General features: G+C 72.4%; 17 protein-coding genes and 2 pseudogenes. 13 read left to right on the top strand and 6 right to left on the bottom strand.

Annotation, left to right across the window (positions count from 1 at the left end; all coding sequences use genetic code 11):
* Positions 1-341: 341 nt before the first annotated feature.
* On the top strand, positions 342-896 hold the full coding sequence (locus tag AB0J08_RS34010; protein ID WP_360641800.1) for a polysaccharide deacetylase family protein: 555 nt from the start codon (positions 342-344) through the stop codon (positions 894-896).
* A 297-nt stretch (positions 897-1193) separates the two neighbouring features.
* On the opposite strand, the gene AB0J08_RS34005 is transcribed toward AB0J08_RS34010, so the two are convergent.
* The 3 genes from AB0J08_RS34005 to AB0J08_RS33995 all read right to left on the bottom strand — a co-directional run bounded on the left by AB0J08_RS34005 (position 1194) and on the right by AB0J08_RS33995 (position 3781).
* Positions 1194-1958 carry a class I SAM-dependent methyltransferase gene (locus tag AB0J08_RS34005; protein ID WP_360641798.1) on the bottom strand — a complete coding sequence of 255 codons (765 nt, stop codon included), beginning with the start codon at positions 1956-1958 and terminating at the stop codon, positions 1194-1196.
* 558 nt (positions 1959-2516) lie between these two features.
* A complete protein-coding gene (locus AB0J08_RS34000; protein ID WP_360641796.1) occupies positions 2517-3023 on the bottom strand; it encodes a hypothetical protein in 507 nt (168 codons plus the stop codon).
* Between the two features lie 221 nt (positions 3024-3244).
* The gene (locus tag AB0J08_RS33995) at positions 3245-3781 is read right to left on the bottom strand and encodes a hypothetical protein (RefSeq protein ID WP_360641794.1); all 537 of its coding nucleotides are present in this window, start codon (positions 3779-3781) and stop codon (positions 3245-3247) included.
* Positions 3782-4226: 445 nt separating this feature from the next.
* Between AB0J08_RS33995 and dacB the strand changes: the two genes are divergently transcribed.
* Complete coding sequence (gene dacB, locus AB0J08_RS33990) at positions 4227-5855, top strand: D-alanyl-D-alanine carboxypeptidase/D-alanyl-D-alanine-endopeptidase (RefSeq protein WP_360641792.1); 1629 nt, start codon at positions 4227-4229, stop codon at positions 5853-5855.
* 281 nt (positions 5856-6136) lie between these two features.
* A complete protein-coding gene (locus AB0J08_RS33985; RefSeq protein WP_360641790.1) occupies positions 6137-7240 on the top strand; it encodes an NADH:flavin oxidoreductase/NADH oxidase in 1104 nt (367 codons plus the stop codon).
* Between the two features lie 208 nt (positions 7241-7448).
* On the opposite strand, the gene AB0J08_RS33980 is transcribed toward AB0J08_RS33985, so the two are convergent.
* Positions 7449-8924, bottom strand: coding sequence for a hypothetical protein (locus AB0J08_RS33980; protein WP_360641788.1), 1476 nt, complete (start codon positions 8922-8924; stop codon positions 7449-7451).
* 430 nt (positions 8925-9354) lie between these two features.
* On the opposite strand from AB0J08_RS33980, the gene AB0J08_RS33975 reads away from it, so the two are divergent.
* Entirely contained in the window at positions 9355-9729 is a 375-nt protein-coding gene (locus tag AB0J08_RS33975; RefSeq protein ID WP_360641786.1) for a hypothetical protein, read from the top strand.
* Positions 9730-9953: 224 nt separating this feature from the next.
* Here AB0J08_RS33975 and AB0J08_RS33970 read toward each other — a convergent pair whose 3' ends face one another.
* Complete coding sequence (locus AB0J08_RS33970; protein WP_360641784.1) at positions 9954-11486, bottom strand: AMP-binding protein; 1533 nt, start codon at positions 11484-11486, stop codon at positions 9954-9956.
* Between the two features lie 119 nt (positions 11487-11605).
* Between AB0J08_RS33970 and AB0J08_RS33965 the strand changes: the two are divergent.
* Positions 11606-11740, top strand: a pseudogene (locus tag AB0J08_RS33965) (IS5/IS1182 family transposase); the annotation flags it as partial.
* Positions 11741-11759: 19 nt separating this feature from the next.
* Here the strand turns inward: AB0J08_RS33965 and AB0J08_RS33960 are convergent.
* The gene (locus AB0J08_RS33960) at positions 11760-12473 is read right to left on the bottom strand and encodes a bacterial transcriptional activator domain-containing protein (protein WP_360641782.1); all 714 of its coding nucleotides are present in this window, start codon (positions 12471-12473) and stop codon (positions 11760-11762) included.
* A gap of 418 nt (positions 12474-12891) precedes the next feature.
* On the opposite strand from AB0J08_RS33960, the pseudogene AB0J08_RS33955 reads away from it, so the two are divergent.
* From AB0J08_RS33955 to AB0J08_RS33920, 8 genes and pseudogenes are all read left to right on the top strand, one after another.
* A pseudogene (locus AB0J08_RS33955) lies at positions 12892-13425 on the top strand (S8 family serine peptidase); the annotation flags it as partial.
* Complete coding sequence (locus tag AB0J08_RS33950; protein ID WP_360641779.1) at positions 13424-14635, top strand: S8 family serine peptidase; 1212 nt, start codon at positions 13424-13426, stop codon at positions 14633-14635. The pseudogene AB0J08_RS33955 and the gene AB0J08_RS33950, both read left to right, overlap by 2 nt.
* Positions 14599-15360 carry a hypothetical protein gene (locus tag AB0J08_RS33945; protein ID WP_360641777.1) on the top strand — a complete coding sequence of 254 codons (762 nt, stop codon included), beginning with the start codon at positions 14599-14601 and terminating at the stop codon, positions 15358-15360. Before AB0J08_RS33950 ends, AB0J08_RS33945 begins: the two co-directional genes overlap by 37 nt.
* Before the next feature lie 68 nt (positions 15361-15428).
* On the top strand, positions 15429-15614 hold the full coding sequence (locus tag AB0J08_RS33940) for a hypothetical protein (RefSeq protein WP_360641775.1): 186 nt from the start codon (positions 15429-15431) through the stop codon (positions 15612-15614).
* Positions 15615-15662: 48 nt separating this feature from the next.
* Positions 15663-15920, top strand: a complete 258-nt coding sequence (locus AB0J08_RS33935) for a hypothetical protein (protein WP_360641773.1) — start codon at positions 15663-15665, stop codon at positions 15918-15920.
* 320 nt (positions 15921-16240) lie between these two features.
* The gene (locus AB0J08_RS33930) at positions 16241-16492 is read left to right on the top strand and encodes a hypothetical protein (RefSeq protein WP_360641771.1); all 252 of its coding nucleotides are present in this window, start codon (positions 16241-16243) and stop codon (positions 16490-16492) included.
* 525 nt (positions 16493-17017) lie between these two features.
* Complete coding sequence (locus AB0J08_RS33925; protein WP_360641769.1) at positions 17018-17947, top strand: peptidoglycan-binding protein; 930 nt, start codon at positions 17018-17020, stop codon at positions 17945-17947.
* Positions 17948-18114: 167 nt separating this feature from the next.
* Entirely contained in the window at positions 18115-21069 is a 2955-nt protein-coding gene (locus tag AB0J08_RS33920) for a tetratricopeptide repeat protein (RefSeq protein ID WP_360641767.1), read from the top strand.
* The last annotated feature ends 80 nt before the right edge of the window (positions 21070-21149 follow it).

Raw genomic sequence — 21149 nt, 5'->3', positions numbered from 1 at the left:
CCGGTCCGACAGTCGCTCGTCCGTCGCCGGCTTGACCTGCCCAGGGCGTGGCATCCAGGCACCTCCTGGGCAGGCAGCCTACCATCAGCGATCCTAAAGTCACTGGTATTGGGTCTAGATGACGACGCCCTCCGACCCACCCGGTGCGCGGCGTTCGTAGCGTCGTACCGGCCGACCGGTGGCGCGGTCTCGATGAACGAGAGGCGGGCGAACCGGTGGCGGGTCAGGACCAGGTGCACGGTGGCTGAGTAAACAGACATGTGTGTACGGTGAGTTGACCCAGCGACGGCGGGCTCCCGATGCTCCGGGGCGACGCCCCCCTTCATGCCGAGGGAGCACCGATGAGCACCGTGGCCCTGACCTTCGACGACGGCCCGCATCCCGACAGCACGCCCGCCCTGCTCGACGCACTGACCCGGGCCGGCGTCCGGGCCACCTTCTTCGTGTGCGGCGAACAGGTCGTCCGTCACCCGGAGTTGTTGCGCGCCCTGCACGAGGCCGGGATGTGGCTGGGCAACCACAGTCACACCCATCCGCACCTTCCGGGCCTCGACGACCACGCGCTGCAGCGCGAACTTGAGGTGCCGCAGCAGCTGTTGCACCGAATGACCGGCAGCTATCCGACCCTGTTCCGCCCGCCCTACTGCGATACCGACGCCCGGGTGCGTGGCGCTGCGGAGGCACTCGGACTCACCGAGGTGCTGTGCACCACCGACACCCGTGACTGGGCGGGCGCCGACGCCGAGTCCATCGTGCGCGCCGCCCGGGACGAACCGCCGGGCGGCGTGGTGCTGATGCACGACCATGGCCGCCAGACCACCGTCGAGGCCGTACCGCACCTGCTGGCGGCCTGGGCCGAGCGAGGGCTGCGGCCGGGACCGGTTCCGCCTCAATGACGACGCCACAGCCCCGAGAGCTGATGTCTCGTCACGATCTGTACCAGCGGATCAGGATTCAGTAACGGCAGACCTACTTCTTGTCCGCTGAACTGTGAGTGCTGACAATCTCACCGGGCGACCGGCCTGCCCCGGGATGCCGACGCCTCCAAGAAGCGTCGGCATCCCCCCTTTCCGCCTCTCACGCCAGCCGCATGCAAGTAAGTGGCTGTTGTCGTTCCGGTCTTGAGCGGTGTCGCTCGAACGGGAGTCTCAGCGTTGGGTGACCGCGGTGGCTCCCAAGAAGGAGTGTCGCCCCTACTCGGATCGCCGGCGCGCGAGATGGACGATGATGTCGGCGGCGATCTCGACTGTCTCAGGCAGGGCACGCGTGATCGCGTCGAACGCCTGCTGTCGCCTCGAGTGCGGCAGCTGGAGATACGCCGAGACGGTCGACAGGTGGCCGACGTAGTCAGGAGCGCTCATCGTCAGGCGCCGCGTGATGACGGTCTGCTGAACGTCGAGGAACAATGGAGACCTCTGCAGCTCCGTACCCGGCCACTGCATGTCCTCATCAGGAGCGGTCCCGTCGGGAGAGGCAACCTCGTCGCTTTCCAGGAACGGCGCCCGCGCCGCACGCACAGACTCCGCGACGGCTGGGTCGGCCAGCTGAACCGGGCCGCCGAATGAGGCGAACACGCCCTCCGGTTCCAGTAGCGCGGACACTCTTGACCACCGACCCTCCGGGCGTGTCCAGTGCAGGGCCGCCGCCGCATAGACCAACCCATAGGTTTCACCTGGCCGCAGGTCCTCGAAGGCGGCCCGCACGGTCGTCACGTTCGCGGGCACGGTCTTGTTCAGCTCGGCGAGCATGGCGGCGTCGGGCTCCGTCGCCGTGACCGTGACCCCGTGGTCAGCGAACAGGCGGGTTGCTTTGCCTGTCCCTGCACCGATCTCCAGGGCCGTCCGGACCGGCCGGCCCGCGTACGTCATCACCAGGTCGAACAGCTCCGTGGGATACCCCGGCCGGAACCTTTCGTAGGCTTCCGCGATCGCGCCGAAGCTCAGTGCACGAGCAGACATGCCGAGCATCCTGACACGAGCGCGGTGGACAGCGCTTGGATTATCAGCGGCTTGGCCGTCCGATCTTGAGGGGTGCCGGTCGAGCGGGACCATCGATCGAGCGACTGCGGCGGGTGTCGGGCATGAGAGCAGGGCCTCGTGGTACCGCTGTCCGCCCGGTTCCTCAGCCTGTGCGGGGCACGCCGCGACCTAAGTAGGAGGGCTCGGTGGCCCGACATCCGATGAGCAGTTCGTGGCCCCGGCTCACCGCGCGGACCTCGGTCTCTGGACCGAGCCCGTGGCTCGCGCAGCCAGGAGAGGTGGCCGTGCGGACGGCTCAGGTCACGATCACGACGCCCCCGCGAGGAGTACGACGGGGCCCTCTCCCTGTGGAGAGGAGTCTGGCTCCAGGTCTTGCCCAGGTACCACGAGGGTCAGCGCCCGGCGGCGTGGGCGTCGCGGACGACCTGCCGCCTCCTCTCGGGCCGTCGACGCACGCCGCCCCTGCTGCCGGGTGGGGCAGCAGGGGCGGCCGGGCGGGTGCGGGTACTTCAGGTGCTCACCCGCGCCGGGGCGTCACTACCAGACGCGGTAGACGGCGTCGCGCGCCTGGCCCAGGTACTGCTGGTAGGTGCCCAGGTGCCAGGCCGCCCAGGAGGCCCAGCCGCGGCCGGTACCGTCGTTGTCGATCGCGAAGGCCTTGCGGGCCGACCAGCCCATGTCCTGCCAGTTCTCGGGGGTGACGACCGCGGCGTCGTGGTAGTGGACGTCGGGGTACCAGCGCTCGTTGATCTGCCAGGCGCCGAGGTCCTTGGTGCCCGGGTCGGGGTCGGTCGGGAGGTTGGTGTGGACGGCCAGGCGGTCGCAGCCGGACTCCGCCATGGCGATCGCCACGGCGTAGATCGCGTCGTCGTTGCGGCCCTCCCCTGACTTGTCCTTCGCGAAGCCCGCGAACTTGGCCTCACGGGCGCAGGCGTCGATACCGCTCTGGTCACCGGCGGCGTTGGCCGTGAAGCTGGTCGAGGTGAGACTGAGGGCCAGGACGGCGACCGAACCGGTCAGCAGGGCACGGGTTTTGCGCAGCACGAGAGTTCTCCCTTCGGCGACGGCCCGGGGTCGGGCCGTGTACAGAGAAGGACGCTATGCAGCACGGGTAGACAGGCCGTCAACGAGTGGTAGACGCCGTCCCGCGCCCGGAGCGGCGGGCGGGGCGGGACGGCTGTCCGCGGGGGCCCGGCACGGCCTGGAAGGGTGGTCCCGCCCGGGTGACGGGCGGGCACGCCCCCGGCCGCACCGTTGCTCGGCCGCTACGAGCTACGTCCGGGCCAACCCCCGGAAGCGGTGGTGAAGCCGCCGGAACCGGTGGACGTGTCGGAGGTTCGGCTCGGCTGGAGGCCGGAGCCGGAGCCGGAGGTGGTGATCCGGACGCGGCCCCGGCCCGGGTCCTCCTGACGGCCGGCCGACTCCGTGGTGGACCATCGGGACGCGGGTGCGGGCTCGGGTGCCGCCGGCGGGCGCGGGTCCTCCCGGTCGATCCGCAGCACCAGGCTGCGGCCGCCCGGATTTCCCACCCCGTCGCGGTCGGTGCAGCGGACCACCTGGCTGCGGACGCCGCCGCGGTCCTCCCACCGGCCCACCACAGCGCGGACACTGGGCCCCCAGACACCCTCGTACTCGTACTCGACGGCGAGGTCCCAGTCCTCGGCATCGATCAGCTCGCTGGCGCCGAGGACTCCCGGAACCACAACGGTGCCACCGCCCCGGATGATCACCACGGCGCGCTGCGGCCACTCGGCCTGTACGCCGGTCACCGTGATCCGGTGGGCGCCTCGGTACTTCGGCATCGGTCACTCCCGCAGACTGGTTCGGCTGGTCCGTACTCCTCCTCCCTTCTACGGCCGGCGGCCGGGCCGGGGTTCGCGGCCCTGCCACCGGTTCGACCTCAGCCGGTGTGATCTTGAACTCTCGCGGCCCGCGCTCGGGCCGCGGTGCTCTCCGACCCGCGGCCCCGAGGGTGGCGCCCGGCCCGCCGGCGGCCGACTGCCGGCGTCCGGCCCTGCCCGTGGCCCCTGTGATCCTCCGACCGGATGACATCGGACCCACACGCCGTCAGCGCGCCGCGGGCAGCGGGACATGCGTGGTTCGGCTCCCTACGATTCCGCCGTGAGCGCCTCGGCGGATCGTGGCCGGGGGCCCGCTGCCCGTGCGACGCAGGCCGACCTCGCCCCAGGTCTCTTCGGCCGGGCCACCTCTACCCGGGGTTCTTCAACCCCAGAAACGGCGGTACGCATGAGCCCGACCATCCGCGGCAGGCTGAGGTCCTGGGCCGCTGCCGGTGCGACACTCGTGGCCGTGGCCGGTACGGTCGTCACCGGTCCGACCGCGGCGGCGCAGGACGACGACCTCGGGGCCGCCATCGAGGCGATCATGCACAAGCCCGGTTACGAGCACGCGCAGTGGGGCGTTCTGGAGATCGACGTCGCGACCGGTGAGGTGATCCACTCCAGGAACGCGAACCAGTTCTTCATCCCCGGCTCGACCACCAAGCTGGTCACCATGTCCTCGGCCTGGCACACCCTGAGCCCCGACCACCGCTTCACCACGCCCGTGATCGCCACCGGCACCCGCGACGGCTCGACCCTGAACGGGAACCTGGCGTTGGTCGCCCAGGGCGATCTGACGATGGGTGGGCGCACCAAGCCCGACGGCTCCGTCGACTACACGAACATCGACCACACGGAGGCCAGCCTGCCCGGAGCCGGCCTCACCCCGGAGAACCCGCTCGCCGGGCTGAACGAGATCGCCCGCCAGGTGCGCGACGCGGGCATCACCCAGGTCAACGGCGACGTGATCGTCGACGCCCGGCTGTTCACTCCCCCGGCGCTGGACCCGCAGCCCACCCCGCTGATCATCAACGACAACCTCATCGACCTGCTCACCACCCCCACCTCGGCCGGGCAGCCCGCCCAGCTGACCTGGCGTCCGCAGGTCGCCCCCTACCAGGTCACCTCCACCGTTCAGACCGTGGAGGCCGGCGGTCCGACGAACGTCCAGGTCGCCGCCTCCCCCGACGGCACCCGGATCTCCCTGTCCGGCACGATCGCCGCCGACGCCCAGCCCCTGCTGCGGATCTCCGACATCCAGAACCCCAATGACTTCGGTCGCACCGCACTGATCGAGGCGCTCGCCCGCGTCGGCGTCGCCGTCACGGCCGATCCGACCGGTCCCAACCGCCAGGACGCGCTGCCGGCCTCCTACGACGGCGACCCGCAGGTGGCCGCGTACGTCTCGCCGCCGTACAGCCAGTACGCCAAGTTGATCCTGAAGGTCAGCCACAACCTGGGCGCCAACCTGGCCCTGTGCAACATGGCTGTCGTGCGGGGCAGCGGCGACTGCTTCGACGCCTTCCGAACCGAGCACGCCTTCCTCAGCGACGTCGCCCACGTCGACCCGACCCAGTTCCAGCTCGCCGACGGACGCGGCGGCGTGGCGGCGGACCGGGCCACCCCGATCGGCCTCGACCAGCTCCTCGCCTACTGGCTGGGCACCCCCGACGCGGACGCCTTCCGGATGTCCCTGCCGATCCTGGGGGTCGACGGCAGCAACGGGATCTCCTGCACCACGGACTGCCCGGCCAAGGGCAAGGTCTTCGCCAAGCCCGGCACCATCCTGGGCTTCGACGAACTCAACCAGCGGATCGCGGTCGGCGCCCAGGAGGAGGCCGGCTACCTGCAGACGGACGGGGGCTGCCTCCACCTCTTCTACATCGGCGTCACCGGCGCGGCCAGCCGCGACATCGAGAGCTTCATCGGCATCTTCGACGACGTCAACCAGATCTCCGCCCTGCTGCAGGAACAGGCCTCGGCCGCCGAGCACGGTCGCACGACCGGACCGTCCCGCGAGCATCCCGCCCGCTGACCGCACCCGACCGGCACCAGGACCCGACCGGTAACACCGCCCAGGTCCTGGTGCTGTGCCGCGCGCGCCGACAGGCGCGGCGGGCGCCCAGGGCGGCGCTCGGGGTTCCCGGTGGCGGAGAAGCGGCGGAGACGGCGGCGAAGACGCTGGCGGAAACGGCGGCGGAGCGATTGGCAGTTGTGATTGTGGCGCGCATGCAACTATTGTCTCAGCATAGATTGCCCCTGCAATCACCTGCGGTCCGTCTCCTCTCCGCCCGCCGACCCGACCAGGAGTCCGACATGAGCACCACCCTCTTCACTCCCTACACCCTGCGGTCATTGACCGTGCCCAATCGGATCTGGATGCCACCGATGTGCCAGTACAGCGCCGCACCGGACGGCGCGGCGGCGGGCGTCCCGACGGACTGGCACTTCTCCCACCTGGCGGCGCGCGCCGCCGGCGGCACCGGGCTGATCATCACCGAGGCCACTGCCGTCAGCCCCGAGGGCCGCATCTCCCCCTACGACCTCGGCCTGTGGAACGACACCCAGACCGAGGCCTTCCGCCGGATCACCGCGTTCCTCACGGCGCACGGCACCATCCCGGCCATCCAGCTCGCCCACGCCGGCCGCAAGGCCTCCACCGAGCGCACCTGGGTCGACCGCGGCCGCGCCCTCGCCCCGGAGGAGACCCACGGCTGGCAGCCCGTCGCGCCCAGCGCCGTCGCCTTCGACTCGACCCGGGTCGCCCCGGCGGAGCTCACCGCGGAGCAGATCGGCGAGATCGTCCGGCAGTTCGCGGACGCCGCCCGGCGCGCGCTCGACGCCGGCTTCCAGGTCGTCGAGATCCACGGCGCCCACGGCTACCTGATCCACGAGTTCCTCTCCCCCCACACCAACCGCCGCACCGACGCCTACGGCGGCTCCTTCGAGCGCCGGATCCGTTTCGCCCTGGAGGTCGTCGACGCCGTCCGCGCGGTGTGGCCCGAGGAACTGCCGATATTCTTCCGAGCGTCGGCGACCGACTGGCTCACCGAGAATCCCGAGGACGAGCGCGAGGGTTGGACCTCGGAGGACACCGTCCGACTGGCCAAGGAACTGCACGCCCACGGCGTGGACCTGCTCGACGTCTCCACCGGCGGTCTCGTCCCGGACGCCCGGATCGACGCCGGCCCGGGCTTCCAGGTGCCGTTCGCCGAGGCGGTGCGCAACGAGACCGGCATGCCGGTGGCGGCCGTCGGCCTGATCACCGACCCCGCCCAGGCCCAGCAGATCCTCGCCGACGGCAGGGCCGACGCCGTCCTGCTCGGCCGCGAGCTGCTGCGCGACCCGTACTGGGCCCGCCACGCCGCCACCACCCTCGGCGGCGAGGTCGCCGCCCCGGTGCAGTACCACCGCGCCTAGGATCTCGGCGGCGGCGTCTCGTTGGTCTCGGGACGCCGACGGAGCTCCTCCGGACTTCCGATGGACCTCCGAGGGACCAGGTCGCCGCCCGCGGAGGATCCGGGCGGCACGCGTAACGGCCCGGCTCCTGGGATCGGAGCCGGGCCGGCGGCCCGGGTCGGGGCCGGTCACGCGAGTCGGGGCCGGTTGCCGGCGCAACCGGCCGGGGTCAGGACACGAGCTTGATGACCGCCTCGGCCGCGGCCTTGCCCGCCGCGGACACGATCGCCTTCACGAGGTCGCCGAGGGCTCCCGTGACACCGGCCGCGAGGGTGTCCGTCGCGTCCAGGTCGGCCTTGAAGGTGCCGTTGAGAATGCCCTCCCACTTCTCGGTGATCTGCGGGTTGTTGCCCACGAACGAGAAGTCGTCGTTGCGGTCCGGCGTCCCGAAGGGCAGGCCGGCGACGGTGCCCTCGGTGTGGCCGGAGTGCTGAAAGGTGAACACCGTCCCGTCCGGCGTCATCACGGCGGCGCTGATCGTGTAGTCGATGTTGTCGAAACCGCTGTCGTGCGCGTGCGTGCTGAACGAGAAGAAGCCGTCCTGGCGCATCACCACGTGCGCCGAGCCTCCGATGGCGATGTCGGTGGTGACGTCCTGGTCGAAGTTCTTGCTCGACGTGTCGTACCAGAAGTGGTCCTGAACGGAGGCGTCGCCGCCGACGAACCAGAGTTCCATGCTGCCGGGGATCCGGGAGACGGCCGCGATGCCGCTGGTGACGGAGGCGCTGCCGGCGGGAGCGAGCTCGAAGCCCTGCCAGGTGCTCCCCTCGTACCAGTAGCGGTCCTGCACCGAACCGTCGGGCCCGACGAACCAGACCTCCATACTGCCGGGAATCCGCGACACCGCCGCGATGCCGGTGTGGGTGGAGGCGCTGCCGGCGGGAGCGAGCTCGAACCCCTGCCAGGTGCTCCCCTCGTACCAGAACCGGTCCTGCACCGAACCGTCGGGCCCGACGAACCAGACCTCCATACTGCCGGGAATCCGGGAGACCGCCGCGACACCGCTCGTGCTGGACACGCTTCCCGGGGGCGAGAGTTCGAACCCCTGCCAGGTGCTGCCCTCGTACCAGAACCGGTCCTGCACCGAACCGTTCCCGCCGACGAAGAAGACCTCCATGCTGCCGGCGATCCGCGACACCGCCGCGATCCCGCCGTTGACGGAGGCACTACCGGCGGGGGCGAGCTCGAAGCCCTGCCAGGTGCTCCCCTCGTACCAGAACCGGTCCTGCACCGAACCGTCGGGCCCGACGAACCAGACCTCCATACTGCCGGCGATCCGCGACACCGCCGCGATCCCGCCGTTGACGGAGGCACTACCGGCGGGGGCGAGCTCGAACCCCTGCCAGGTGCTGCCCTCGTACCAGAACCGGTCCTGCACCGAACCGTTGGCCCCGACGAACCAGACCTCCATACTGCCGGGAATCCGGGAGACAGCCGCGATGCCGCCGTTGACGGAGGCACTGCCGGGGGGCGCGAGCTGGTAGCGCCGCCACGGCGACCCCTCGTACCAGTACGCCCCCTGGACCGAGCCGTCCGAGGCGACCCACCAGACCTCCATGCTTCCGTCGATCCGGGAGACCGCGGCGACCCGGCTCGACAGCGACGCGCCGCCGGCCGACGCAAGCGTGAATCGGTTCCAACTCATCTGGGACCTCCGGTGGTTCTCGGTCGGAACACGCGAGCCGGGAAGAGCCCGGCCCGGTGCGCGGGGAGCATCGGCCGGTTCACCGGACCGAGTGCTCAACGTGTGCTCCCACGTTAGGAATTCACCGCGCCGCCGGCATGAGGCGGTGGTCCTGCGTATGTCCCGGGACCGGTGCACCAGTCGGACGTGCCGACCGTGGGACCGGCGCGCCGGGGAGGACGTCGCCCGCACACCACGAGTGGCGGCGAGACCTCGGTTCCCGCGGCCGTCACACGCGGCGCCGGCCCTCGCGGGTGCGGCGCCGCGCACGGCACGTCGAAGCCGATCCCCGAACCGGTCGGCCGGCTGCGCGGGTGCGCCGCACGCCCCGCCGGATAATGGTGCGGGGCCGCAGGCCGGCCGCACCGAGCGATGGAGAGGCAGTGGACGGATGACCCTGGAAGAAGGCCGGCGCGTCAGGTTGGCCGAGGACGTCGGGATCGGCGAGGCGGTCGCCGGGGAGCCCGGGTCCGTCGTCGGGTTCCTCTCGCTGGGGGCCGGGCTGGAGGGCACCGTCGAGCGGGTGGACGGGGAACTCCCGGAGAGCCACGAGGTCCGCGAGTACCAGCGACTCAAGGCACTGTTCGAGGACTACGGGCACACCATGCCGGTGGCGAGCCGGGAGCGGCTGGAGGCGGAGATCGCCGTGCTGGAGCCGCAGTGGGCCGCCTACCGGGAGCAGGGCAAGCGGGTGACAGTCCGGGTCCGATGGGACAACGGCTTCGTCCTCGACGGGGCGCACCAGGACGTCCTCACTCCGCTGTGACGGAGGACGCCCCGGTGCGAAGGCGGCCGTCGCCCGTCCGCGCGGGCGATCGGCGCTGCCCTCGGCCAGCGGCGGCCTGACGGCGGCGTCGGCCCGACCGTCGCCCCAGGTGCCCCGGCCCGCCGCACCGTGCCCCCGCCGTCCGTGCCCCCGCGCCCGGTGGCAGGCGCCCGGGTCGGGGCGTTCGCGACCGCGTCGGTCGCAGTGCCACTCCCCGGGCGGGGTCAGCCCGCGAGGGTGTCGCGCAGGCGCTTCTTGTCCGGCTTGCCCACAGAGGTGAGCGGGATCTCGGACACCAGGTGCAGGGCCTCCGGGGCGTAGATGCGCCCCTTGTGGGTGGTGACGAAGGCTCGGACGTCGTCGAGCTCCGGGCGCCCGCCCGGCGCGGGGACGACCGCGGCGTGGACGTGTTCGGTCTGCTGGGCGTCGCGGAGGCCGAACACCGCGCACTGGGCGACGGCCGGGTGGGTGAGGAGCAGGTCCTCCACCTCGGAGGGGTAGACGTGCCCGCCGACCACGATGATCTTGTCCGTGAGGCGGTCGGCCAGGTAGAGGTAGCCGTCCTGGTCGACGTGCCCGATGTCGCCGGTGTTCAGCCAGCCGTCGCGCAGCACCTCGGCGGTGAGGTCGGGCCGCTTCCAGTACCCCGCCATGAGGGAGCGCGACCGGACGTGGATCTCGCCCTGCTCACCGGTCGGCAGCTCGGCCCCGCCGGCGGACCGGATCACCACCTCGACGCCCGGGAGGGGGCGGCCGACGGAAATCCGGCCGCCGTGTCCGACCCGGTCGTGCTCCTGCGGGGCGAGGGCGGCGACGTTCTGCGCCTCCGACATCCCGTAACCGCTCGCCAGGATCGGCCCGAACACCTTGAGCGCCTCTCGGACGCGGGTCGGCGAGGCGACACAGCCGCCGTACAGGATGCGCCGCAGGCTGGAGAGGTCGGTGTCGGTGATCGCCGGGTGATCCAGCAGCCGGTAGAGCAGCGGCGGCAGGACCCACAGGTCGGTGATGCGCTCGCGCTCGACGGCTGCCAGCACTTCACCCGGGTCGAAGGAGCGCTGGATGACCACCGATCCTCCGTGATGGAGCGTCAGGTCGCTGAGCACACCGGCGAGGTGGGCGAGCGAGGTGGCCACGAGGAGGCGGGGCGCATCGCCCTCCGGGGCGAACGGGACGTCGAAGGCCCTGCGGTAGGGGCCGTGCAGGCTGAGGATGCCCTTCGGAACGCCGGTGGTACCGCCGGTGTGGCGGATGCCCAGGTCGTCGTCCGGGCTGATCCGCACGGCCGGGGGCTCGGCGGGGCGGCGGGCCGATGCGGCGATCACGTCCTCGCCGACGGCCTCCGGGCCCGGGCCCAGGGTGAGGACGGTCGGCACGTCGACCAGGGCCAGCAACTCGGGCGCGGTCGCGTACCGTTCGGCGTCCACGAGCAGCACGGCGGTGTCGACGCTGGTGACGATCTCGGCGAGGACCGGGGCGCTCATGCCGTCGTACAGATTGACCACCCGGGCGCCCGCGATTCCGGTGGCGTAGCGGGCGCTGAGCGCCTCGGGGGTGTTGCCGGTGAGCAGGGAGACGGTCGTGCCCCGGGTGACGCCCCGGGCGATGAGCTCGTGGGCGAGGCGGTAGGTGGCGGCGGCGAACTCGCCGGCGGTGATCCCGACGCCGTCGGCGGTGGTGACGGCCGGCCGATCGGGATCTCGGGAGAGGGACCGGAGGACCAGGGCGGGGGCGCTGACGAACTCCGCGTCGTTCATGGCCACTTCATCTTTGTAGTTTGCAACCATGTCGACAGGCTAACCCCATCCCGGGCGCCGCGATGCCGAATCGGGGACGAGGACCGCGCGGGCGGGCCGAAGCCCGCCGGCTCAGCCTACGGCTGATCAACGAACTCGAGGCCTGGCGGGGCATCGCCACCCGTTTCGACAAGACGCTCGAGAGCTACCTCACAGGCCTTCACCTCCGCGCCTCGATGATCTGGATGGACGACCTCGTGCCACCACCCAAATGATCACAACATCGCACAGGCCCTAGGTGCACATCAGGTTCTGGACCAGGCGGGTCATCATGGGCGAGGGCGCGACGTTGAGTTCCCGCTGCAGGAACGCCCGGTAGTGCTGGTACGACTTGAGTGCGCTGGCGACATTGCCCTCGGCCATGTGCACCTCGACGACGATCCGGTGGGCGGTCTCGCGGACCGGGTCGATCTCGATGGCGGCGAGTGCGGTCTGCAGGGCGGACAGATAGTGTTCCTCGCTCTTCAGCCGCTGGGCGAGGCTCTCCAGGGCGTGCAGGCGAGTCTGGTCCCAGCGCTCACGCTCCAGCATCAGCCACCGCTCCTCCCAGCCGGGCAGGAGTTCCCCGCAGAGGTCGTTGACGACGTCGTCGCACTCCGCAGGCAACAGGCTGAGCCCGGACAGGACTTGCCGCGCCTTGGTCCACGCCCGGTGGAGGTCGACCCGGGTCGAGGGTGTGAGCCGCAGCCGCTGGCCGACGTTCTCGATCGCGGCCACCGACCCGATCCGGCGGCCCTGGCAGAGCGCGGAACGCAGGTTCGCCGCCGCCCGGCACCGCGTGCAGTCGGGCCACAGCTGCTCGGCGGCCGTGCTGCGGAGTACGCCGTCGCCGTGCAGGGCCAGGAACGCCAGGAGGTGCCGCGCGCCGACCGGCAGCGGGACCCCGGCTCCGGCGTAGCTGGCTTCGAAGCCTCCGAGCAGCTCAATGCCCGCACCATTCCACGCCATGTCTTCCACTGTGCAGGCTTCGGTGATGCCTCGCACCCGCTCAGTTGCGGTCCGGAGGGGCCGGCGGCACGCCCGGGGTGCGGGGTCGTCTCGTGGGTGCGATCGCCGCGAGCCCGTCGGAGCGAGGGGGCGACGTGTCGCGCAAGGCGTCGCGCGGGCGTCGCGCCACCGTGGGCCGCCCGTCGCGGAAACCGTCCACGGCAGCCGCCCGCGGGCAGGGCCACAGGCGGGCGGGGCGAACCGGACGGCCGGCCGCGGCGGTCGGAGTACGCCGGGGGGACGGCACCGCGACAGCACGGCGACGCCCGCGCTGACGTATCGGAGCGCACCGGCCGCACAGCCGTGCCGGAGGCTGGTGCCATCCGGTGCGGCGTACCCCCCCGGCACCGGGTGCGGGCGTGGAGAAGGGTGATGCGGTATGGAGGCCCGATCGGTCCTGCAGGACTTACAGCTGCCCCCTGACCTCCTGGTGGGCGACGAGGCGGTGTGTGTCGCCGTCCTGGACGGCCCGGTCGACCTCGCCCATCCCTGCTTCGCCGGCGCCGACCTGACCCGGCTGGACACGCTCGTCGGGCAGCCGGCCGGACCCGGCCCGATGTCACAGCACGGCACCCACGTCGCGAGTCTGCTCTTCGGCCGACCCGACGGTCCCGTGGCGGGGCTCGTGCCCCGCTGCCGCGGGCTGTTACTCCCGGTCTTCCGGGACGGGGCGCCCGGCCGGGTTCCGCAGCTGGATCTGGCCCGGGCCGTCGAAAGGGCCGTCCAGGAGGGCGCCCACATCATCAACATCAGTGGTGGCGAGCCCAGCCAGGGCGTCCAGGTGGACGCCATGCTGGAGCGAGCCCTCCGGCGGTGCGAGGACAGCGGGGTCCTGGTCGTCGCGGCCGTCGGCAACGACGGGTGCGACTGTCTGCAGGTGCCGGCGGCCGTGCCGTCGGTGCTCGCCGTCGGTGCTCGCCGTCGGTGCGGCCGGTCCCGACGGCGAACCCCTGGCGATGAGCAACTGGGGTGCGGCCTATGCGGCCAACGGCGTGCTCGCGCCCGGCTGGGACATCGAGGGCGCCGTACCCGGTGGCGGGCGCCTGGCCCTCACCGGCAGCAGCTTCGCGACTCCCCTGGTGTCCGGCGTCGCCGCGCTCCTGGTGGCCGCGCAGCTCCGCGCCGGGCACGCCGCCGACCCCCGGGCCGCGGGCCGGGCCGTGCTGCGCGGCGCGACGGCCCCCGACTGCTCAGCCCCCGACGCCCCCCGGTGCCGGCGCGGACTCGCCGGCCGCCTGGACGCCGCCGGGGCGTACGCGCTCATCGCCCGGAGGGACGATCCGACAACTGCCGTGGCCGGCCACGCATCGGCCGGCGGCCTCCCGGTACCGGCACCGGTGCCGCGGCCGGCCGGTCCGCCCATGGCCCTGCCCGTACCCGCGCAGCCGACGACGCGCCGGGTACGGGCGCTCTCGCCCGGGTCAGGGGCCGACGCCGCCGGCGCGGCCTCGCCGCCCGGGACCCGCCACTTCGAATCCTACGAGGGAGCCAGCATCATGGACACCGAGAGCGCGCCCGTCGTCACCGCACCCGACACCGTCGCCGCCGCGGGCGGGGAGCCCGGTGGCGCGGACCACCTGCCGCCCGCGGATCAGGCGGCCGTCGCAGGGCCGGCCCCGGACCGGGGTGTCGCGCCGTCGGCGCCCTGCCAGTGCCAGGGCGACGGCCGGCAGCCCGCCGGGTCCGAGGTCGCCGCGGCCGCCGCCCGGGAGCCGCGGACACCGCCGGAGCCACCCGGCGTCACCACGCCGGCCCGGCCGGCGGCCGCCGCCGACGGTCGCACCGGCGGAGTGCGTCCCTCGTGCGGCTCGGGAGGCAAGGACCAGTACCCGCTGATCTACGCGATCGGGCAGATCGGGACGGACTTCCGGACCGAGGCGCGCCGGGACAGCTTCCGCCAGGACATGGGCCCCGTGCCCGGGGCCCGCGTGGGCGGCCACGAGAGCGAGACACCGGCGAACCCGTATGACCCGAGGCAGCTGTACGACTACCTCGCGCGCAACCCGTGGGCGTCCGACAAGCTCACCTGGACGCTCACCATGGACAGCACGCCGATCTACGCGCTGGAGGGCGAGACCGGACCGGCATGGACTGGAGCACGCAGATCTTCGACCCCGACCTGACCGTGGACCAGCTGGAGCAGCTGGAGCAGCTGGTCGGGCGGCCCAACGAGCTCGTGCAGGTGCTCCTCAAGCTCTCGACGCCACCGGTGTCGACGGTCTACCGGACTTTCCGGGACGCGATCGTCGGCCAGGCCCAGCGGGTGAGCGACCCCGGCTTCATCTCCCGGGTCTCGGTCCCCGGGCGGCTGACCGACCGCACGGTCCGGCTGTTCTCCGGCCAGGTCGTCCCGGTCGTCGAGGTGAAGAGCCGCGGCATCTACACCTGGAGCGAGAACGACCTGGTCGACTCGGTGCTCCAGGCGGTCAAGGAGGACACCGAGAAGCGCAACGCCCAGGCGTTCGACGAGGTGCTGTTGCGCAAGACCGTCCGTGCGCTGCTCGACAAGATCTACTACCAGTTCCGCAACCTCGGGCAGAGTTCCGCCGACCGGGCCCTCAACTACGCCGGGACCAACGCGTTCCTGTTCGCCAGCCAGATCAGCGAGGGCCTGCTCTCCGCCAAACACGTGCCGGGCAAGGACGACCGCCTCTACGCGCTGGACTACGTCCGCGTCTCCAAGAGCCCGTACTGCCGCCTGGGTTCGGACTGTCAGGACGTCGCCGTCGGATTCTTCGACCCGGAGGACGAGCGGCGCTCCCGGGTCACCTATCTGTTCACCATCGACGTGAGCGACGAACTGCCGGTCACCCTGGCTCCGGTCCACCAGTTCATCGGCGACATGTGAGGCGGCCGCCCCGGCATCGCGTCGACCCGACCCGACCCGTTGAGCCCACCGTGAGGAGGAGACCCGCCATGAACACTCACCCCGGGCACCCGAAATTCCGGCCCCCGGTCCAGGCCCACCCGGTCGCCCGCAACAGCGGCGACGAGCCGCCGTCCCGGCCGACCGGACCGGGCGCCGAGGCGGCCAGGTCGACCTGTGCCCACCTGCCCGGCCTGGCCCGCCAGATGTGCTACGCGGCGCGGTACGGCGGGTAGCCCGGCGCCCGTGCCGCGCACGCTCGACCGGAAGGCAGGAGAACCGTGATGATCGACCAGGCTGTGCGGGACGCGGCCGCACTCGGACCTCCCGGCCCCCGGCTGCCACGGCTGGCGCCGCCCGTCCACCGGGCGGGCCCCAGGCCCGCCGGGGCACTCGGCGACGGCCCGGGCGTGGAAGCGGACAGGAGCGCCGGGGAGATGGCCGGGGAGGTGGTCACCGCCCTCGTCGACGACTTCCTGGGCGGCTCCGTGAGCGACACCATCGGCGGCCTCATCGACGGCTTCCTGTCATTGTTCAGTTGAGGCACGGGCGACAGTGCCGCCGACGAACCGCGCCTCTCCCAGGAGGCGACGGACGAAGGAGGGCGGTAATGGTCCACCAGACCGTTCGACATTCGACGGGGGCCGGGGCGCCGAAACCGCGGCCACCGCGACCGGTGGCGCCCGTCGAATGTCGAACCAGGACCACGGCCGGTGCGCCCGGCACCCCCCGAGGCGTCAAGGCCGACTCGCCCGAAGACTGGACGAGCCTCGTCCTGGCGGTCCTCAGCGCACTGTGAGTGCGAGCCACCGCACCCACGACGATTCGGGCCTCCGGCGAGGAGGCCGAGAGGAGCGTAGTCATGACCAACAGGACCGTTCGAGATGCGGCAGGCCTGGGCCCGCCCGCACCGCGGCTGCCGCGACCGGCGGCGCCCGTCGACCGGAGCGCGACGGCGGCCGGCACGCTCGGCACCACCCGGGGAGTCGAGGCCGACTCGATCTTCGACACCATCCTGCACGGGCTCCCCATCCCGCAGATCCCACCGCCTGTCTTCCCGGGGCTCCCGCCGATCACCCTCCCGGGACTCCCGCCGATCACCTTCCCGTGGTAGTTCGGCGGCTGAGGCAGCAGGCGCGTCGACGGCCGGGGGCCGGGGCCCCGCCGTCGGCCCCACCCCGGTGACGGGCCCGCGCCGACCGCGCCGTCGCGCAGGGCGCGGCCCCGTCGCACCGGACACCGGCGCGCGCCCCGCGTGCGCCGACCAGGAGAGGCGCAGTGATGCGACACAATCCACCGATTCGGCAGCCGATCGACCGCAGGGTGCCCTACCGGCCGTATCTGGTGGTCATGAGCGACGACGTCCCGGCTCGGGACCGACGCCCGAAGAGCAGGCAGGACTCCGCCACCGCGAAGGAGGACGTCGTCATCATGGACGGTCCCGGCGGTACCTTCGGTCCGTCCCCTCAGGACCCCGGCCCGTGGCCGTGCACCGGGTCCAGCGGCCCGGCCTGCCGGTTCGTCTGACCGTGCGCCGGAGCGGCCGGGCGGAAGGCCGGCCCGGCCCCGCCCGCCCGAATCCGGCACGCGCGAGCTCGACGGCTCCCGCCGGACCACACGCACACACGAGGAGCTGATGATGCATCAGAGCGTTCAGGACGCCTTCGTCCCGTTCAGTGAACCGCTGGAAGGGCGCGTCCGGTTCATGTATCTGGATGTGAAGAGCCTGGTGTCCACCGGCGTGGGAAACCTGCTCGACGCCGATGACCCGGACGACTTCGGCAGCAATCCCCACCCGCTGCCGGACATCTTCACCCTGGACTGGCTCGACAAGGTCACCCAGGTGTCCGCCGATCACGCCGGGATCGAACAGGAGTACCGGACGGTGAAGTTCAGCGGCACAGCCACCGCCTCGCTCACCAGGAAGGAGGAGATCACCAGCTTGCGGATCACCGATCAGACGATCAACGACCTGGTGGCGGGCAAGCTGGCAAGCTTCGAGAGCACGCTCCAGGGACGGCCTCCGTTCGCCGACCTGGCGGACTGGCCGGCCGACGGCCAGCTCGGCCTCTTCAGCATGGCGTGGGCCCTGGGCCCGCTGTTCCGGTTCCCGCAGTTCCAGGCCGCCGCTGCGTCGCAGGACTGGCTGACCATGGCGCGCGAATGCAAGATGACGGAACTCGGAAACCCGGGAGTCGTACCCCGGAACGTCCGGAACGGGTTGCTGTTCACCCTCGCCGGATGGAACGCCGCGCCGCCCCCCGGCGACTTCACCCAGCTGGTCTTCGACGCGTCGCAGAAGCTCGACGCCAACATGCGCTCGGGGAACTTCCCCGTCCCGCTGAACCTGGCGATCGGAGTGCAGACCGCCCTGGAGGACCTGGGCTTCGACCCCAACGGCCTCGACGGTGTGTTCGGGAACGGCACGCGCGCGGCACTGACATCGTTCCAGGCCACCAACGGTCTCGGGCGGACACCCGCCGCGCACGGCTTCGACGACGTCCCCCAGGAGACCCTGGATACCCTCGCGAGCCAACTCGACGACAAGGGGTTCGCCCACTTCCCGTAACACGAACCGGCAGCAGGAACCTCCGCCCGCCCGGGCGCGCGCTCACCGGCGGACCGGCCCGGATTCCTCCGATCCGGTGAAGTCGCCTCTGAGTAGGGCCGGTTGGGCCTACTGTGTCGCCGTATCGGCGGGGCGGGCACGGGGGGTACCTGGTGGACGGCGGGTCAGTGGAGAACCACATCACCGGCGGGCTCATCGTGGGAACGGTGATCCAGGGCCGGCACGTCGAGCTGAAGCTGCCACCGACGGTGACCCCCGTGACCAACGGGCTGCCGCCGGCCGGCGCCACGTTCGTCGGGCGCGACCGGACTGCGCAGGAGCTTCACGAACGCCTCGCGCCCGGGCCTGCGGGCGCTACGGCGGGCGGCCCTTCGGGCGGGGCCGTCACCGTGCTGACCGGCCTCGGCGGGATCGGCAAGACCGAGCTCGCGCTGCAGGCCGCCCATCGCGCCGTGGCCGAGCCCGGCTGGTTCCCCGGCGGGGTCCTCTACCTGAACCTCTCGGTCCAGGACGGCGAGCACCACCAGTCACCGGAACAGGCCCTGGACACGCTGCTGCGCCACCTGGCCGTCCCGATCGAGCACATCCCGGAAACGGTGGAGAGCCGCAGCGCGTTGCTGCGCACCGTCCTCAACGGCTATGCCGAGCACGGCCGGCGCGTCCTCCTCGTCCTGGACAACGCCGCGGGCCCCGAACAGGTCCGCCCACTGCTGCCCTCCAACGGCGGCACCCCGGTGCTGATCACCTCCCGGCAGACCCTCACGTTCCACCTCGGCGAGCACCTCTACGACCTGGACGTCCTCGACCAGGACGCCGGGGTCGAGTTCATCCACCGCGTCCTCGACACGGCCCGGCCGGGCGACGGGCGCGTCGCCGCGGAGCCCGCCGAGGCCGTCCGGCTCGCCGAGTTGTGCGCCGGACTGCCGCTGGCCCTGTGGATCGCCACCGCGCTGCTCACCGAGGACCCGGCCCGCCCCCTGGCCAACCTGCGCGCGGCGCTGGAGGACTCCCAACGGCGGCTGGGCCGCCTGAGCCGGCGCGGCGACAAAGCGGTACGGGCCGCCTTCGAACTCTCCTACCAGGAGCTGACCCCGCAGCAGGCGCGGCTCTTCCTGTTCCTGTCCCTGAACCCCGGCCCCGATGTGTCAACCGAGGCCGCCGCCCGGCTGCTCGACGAGAACCCGTACGACGTCCAGGACCTCCTGGGCGACCTGGTCCGCGCCCACCTCATCGGGCACGGGGCCTCCTACGATCGCTGGCGCCAGCACGACCTGGTCCGGCTGTTCGCGCAGGAGAAGGGCAACGCGCGGGTCGAACAGGACCGGCCCCTCGACGCCGTCAGCCGGCTCTTCGAGCACTACCACCGGACCGCCGAGGCGGCGGACACCCTCCTGGCGCCCGGCGACGGGGACTCCGACGGGGACTCCGACCGGTTCACCGACCGCGCCGCCGCGCTGGAGTGGCTGGAGACCGAGCGGACCAACCTGGTCGGGACGGTGAAGGTCGCGCACACCCTGCGGCGGCCCGACATCAGCGTCCAGCTCGCCTTCGTGCTCACCCGGTACCTCAAGCTCCGACGTCACCTGGACGACTGGATCGAGGTCAGCATGACCGCGGTGGCGCTGTACCGGCTGAGCGGCTCCGACGAGGGCACGGCGGCCGCCCTGAACAACCACGGCGCGGCGCTGGCCGGGGCACGGCGGTTCCCGGAGGCGCTCGGCGCGCACCAGGCCGCCGCCGACCTCTACCACGAAGCGGGCGACCGGCAGGGCATGGCCGATGCGGCCGGCAACAGCGCCGGGGTCTGGCACCAGGCCGGCCGTTCGGACCTGGCCGTCCGGCTCTACGCGGAGGTCGCCGAGCTGTACCGCGAGCTCGGCGACCACCACGGGCGCGTCGCCGCACTCACCAACCGCGCCACCGTCCTGTCGTACCTCCGGGAGTTCGACGAGGCGCTCGACGACCTTGCCGAGGCCGCCGAGGCCACCGAGACCGGAGGTCCGGACGGCGGCCGCGACGAGGACGCCCATACGCTCGTCTCACGCGGCCGGGCCCTGGCGGGCAAGCGCGAGTTCGCCGAGGCCGTCGCCCTGTTCACCCGCGCGGCCGAGATCGGACGACGGGACGGGGACCAGCACGGCGAGGCGGCCGCCCTCACCGATCTCGGGAGCGCGCTGTTCGAGACCTGGCAGATCGACGAGGCCGCCGAGGCCAACAGCAGGGCCGCGGAACTCTCGCGCACGATCGGCGACCGCCACCACGAGGCCATCGCCCGCAACACCCTCGGTCTCTGCCTCCAGCGCGTCGGCCGGCTCTCCGAGGCCGTCGAGGCCCACACCGCGGCCATCGAGTCCTTCCTCGACACGCAGGACCGGCACGGGACCGGTCTGGCCCGGATCAACCTCGGCATGGCCCTGGCCGCCTCGGGCCGCCCCCGCGAGGCGGCCGAGGAGCACCGGCGGGCCACCGGGATCCTTGGCGCCTGCGACGACCCGCACGGCGAGGGCATCGCGCAGAACCACCTGGGCTGCGCCCTGCGCGGGACCGGGGAGTTCGAGGAGGCGCTCGCGGCGCACGACCGGGCCGTCGAGCTCTTCCGGCGGAGCCGGGACCGGAAGTCCGAGGCCGACGTGCTCAACAACATCGGTGTGTGCCGGCGCGCGATGGGGCAGCACGAACAGGCCCTCGCCTCGCACGCCGCCGCCACGGCCCTCTACCGGGAGGTCGCCGACCGGCACGGGGAGGCCGAGGCGGCGGAGAAGAGCGCGGCGACGCTACTGGAACTGGACCGGTTCGACGAGGCGGCCCGGTTGGGTACCCGGGCGGCCGAGATCTTCGAGGAGACCGGGGACCGCTACGGCACCGCCGTCGCGTACACCAACCTCGGCCTCGCCCTGACGGAGCTGGACCGGTACGACGAGGCCGTCGAGGCGTCGGGCAAGGCCGTCCTCCTCTTCCGCGAGCTGGACTGCGTGCCGCAGGAGGACGGCGCGATGAGGAACCTGCTGTACGCGAGCAGCCGGAAGCGGTCGGCCGCCGCGGAGCCCCCGGCCGACCGGGTCGGCGCGGCGCGGACCCTGCTCGGCCGGTGGCGGCGCACGCGCGGGTCCCGACGCGGTTAGCGGCCCGGCCCGGCCCGGCCCGGCCCGGCCCGGCCGAAGCGATCGGTCAGGATCACGGCCGTCGTCCAGCCGCCGCACCT

It is taken from the genome of Kitasatospora sp. NPDC050463 (assembly GCF_040655255.1).
Classification (GTDB): domain Bacteria; phylum Actinomycetota; class Actinomycetes; order Streptomycetales; family Streptomycetaceae; genus Kitasatospora.
This window is presented reverse-complemented; position numbering and strand designations above follow the sequence as displayed.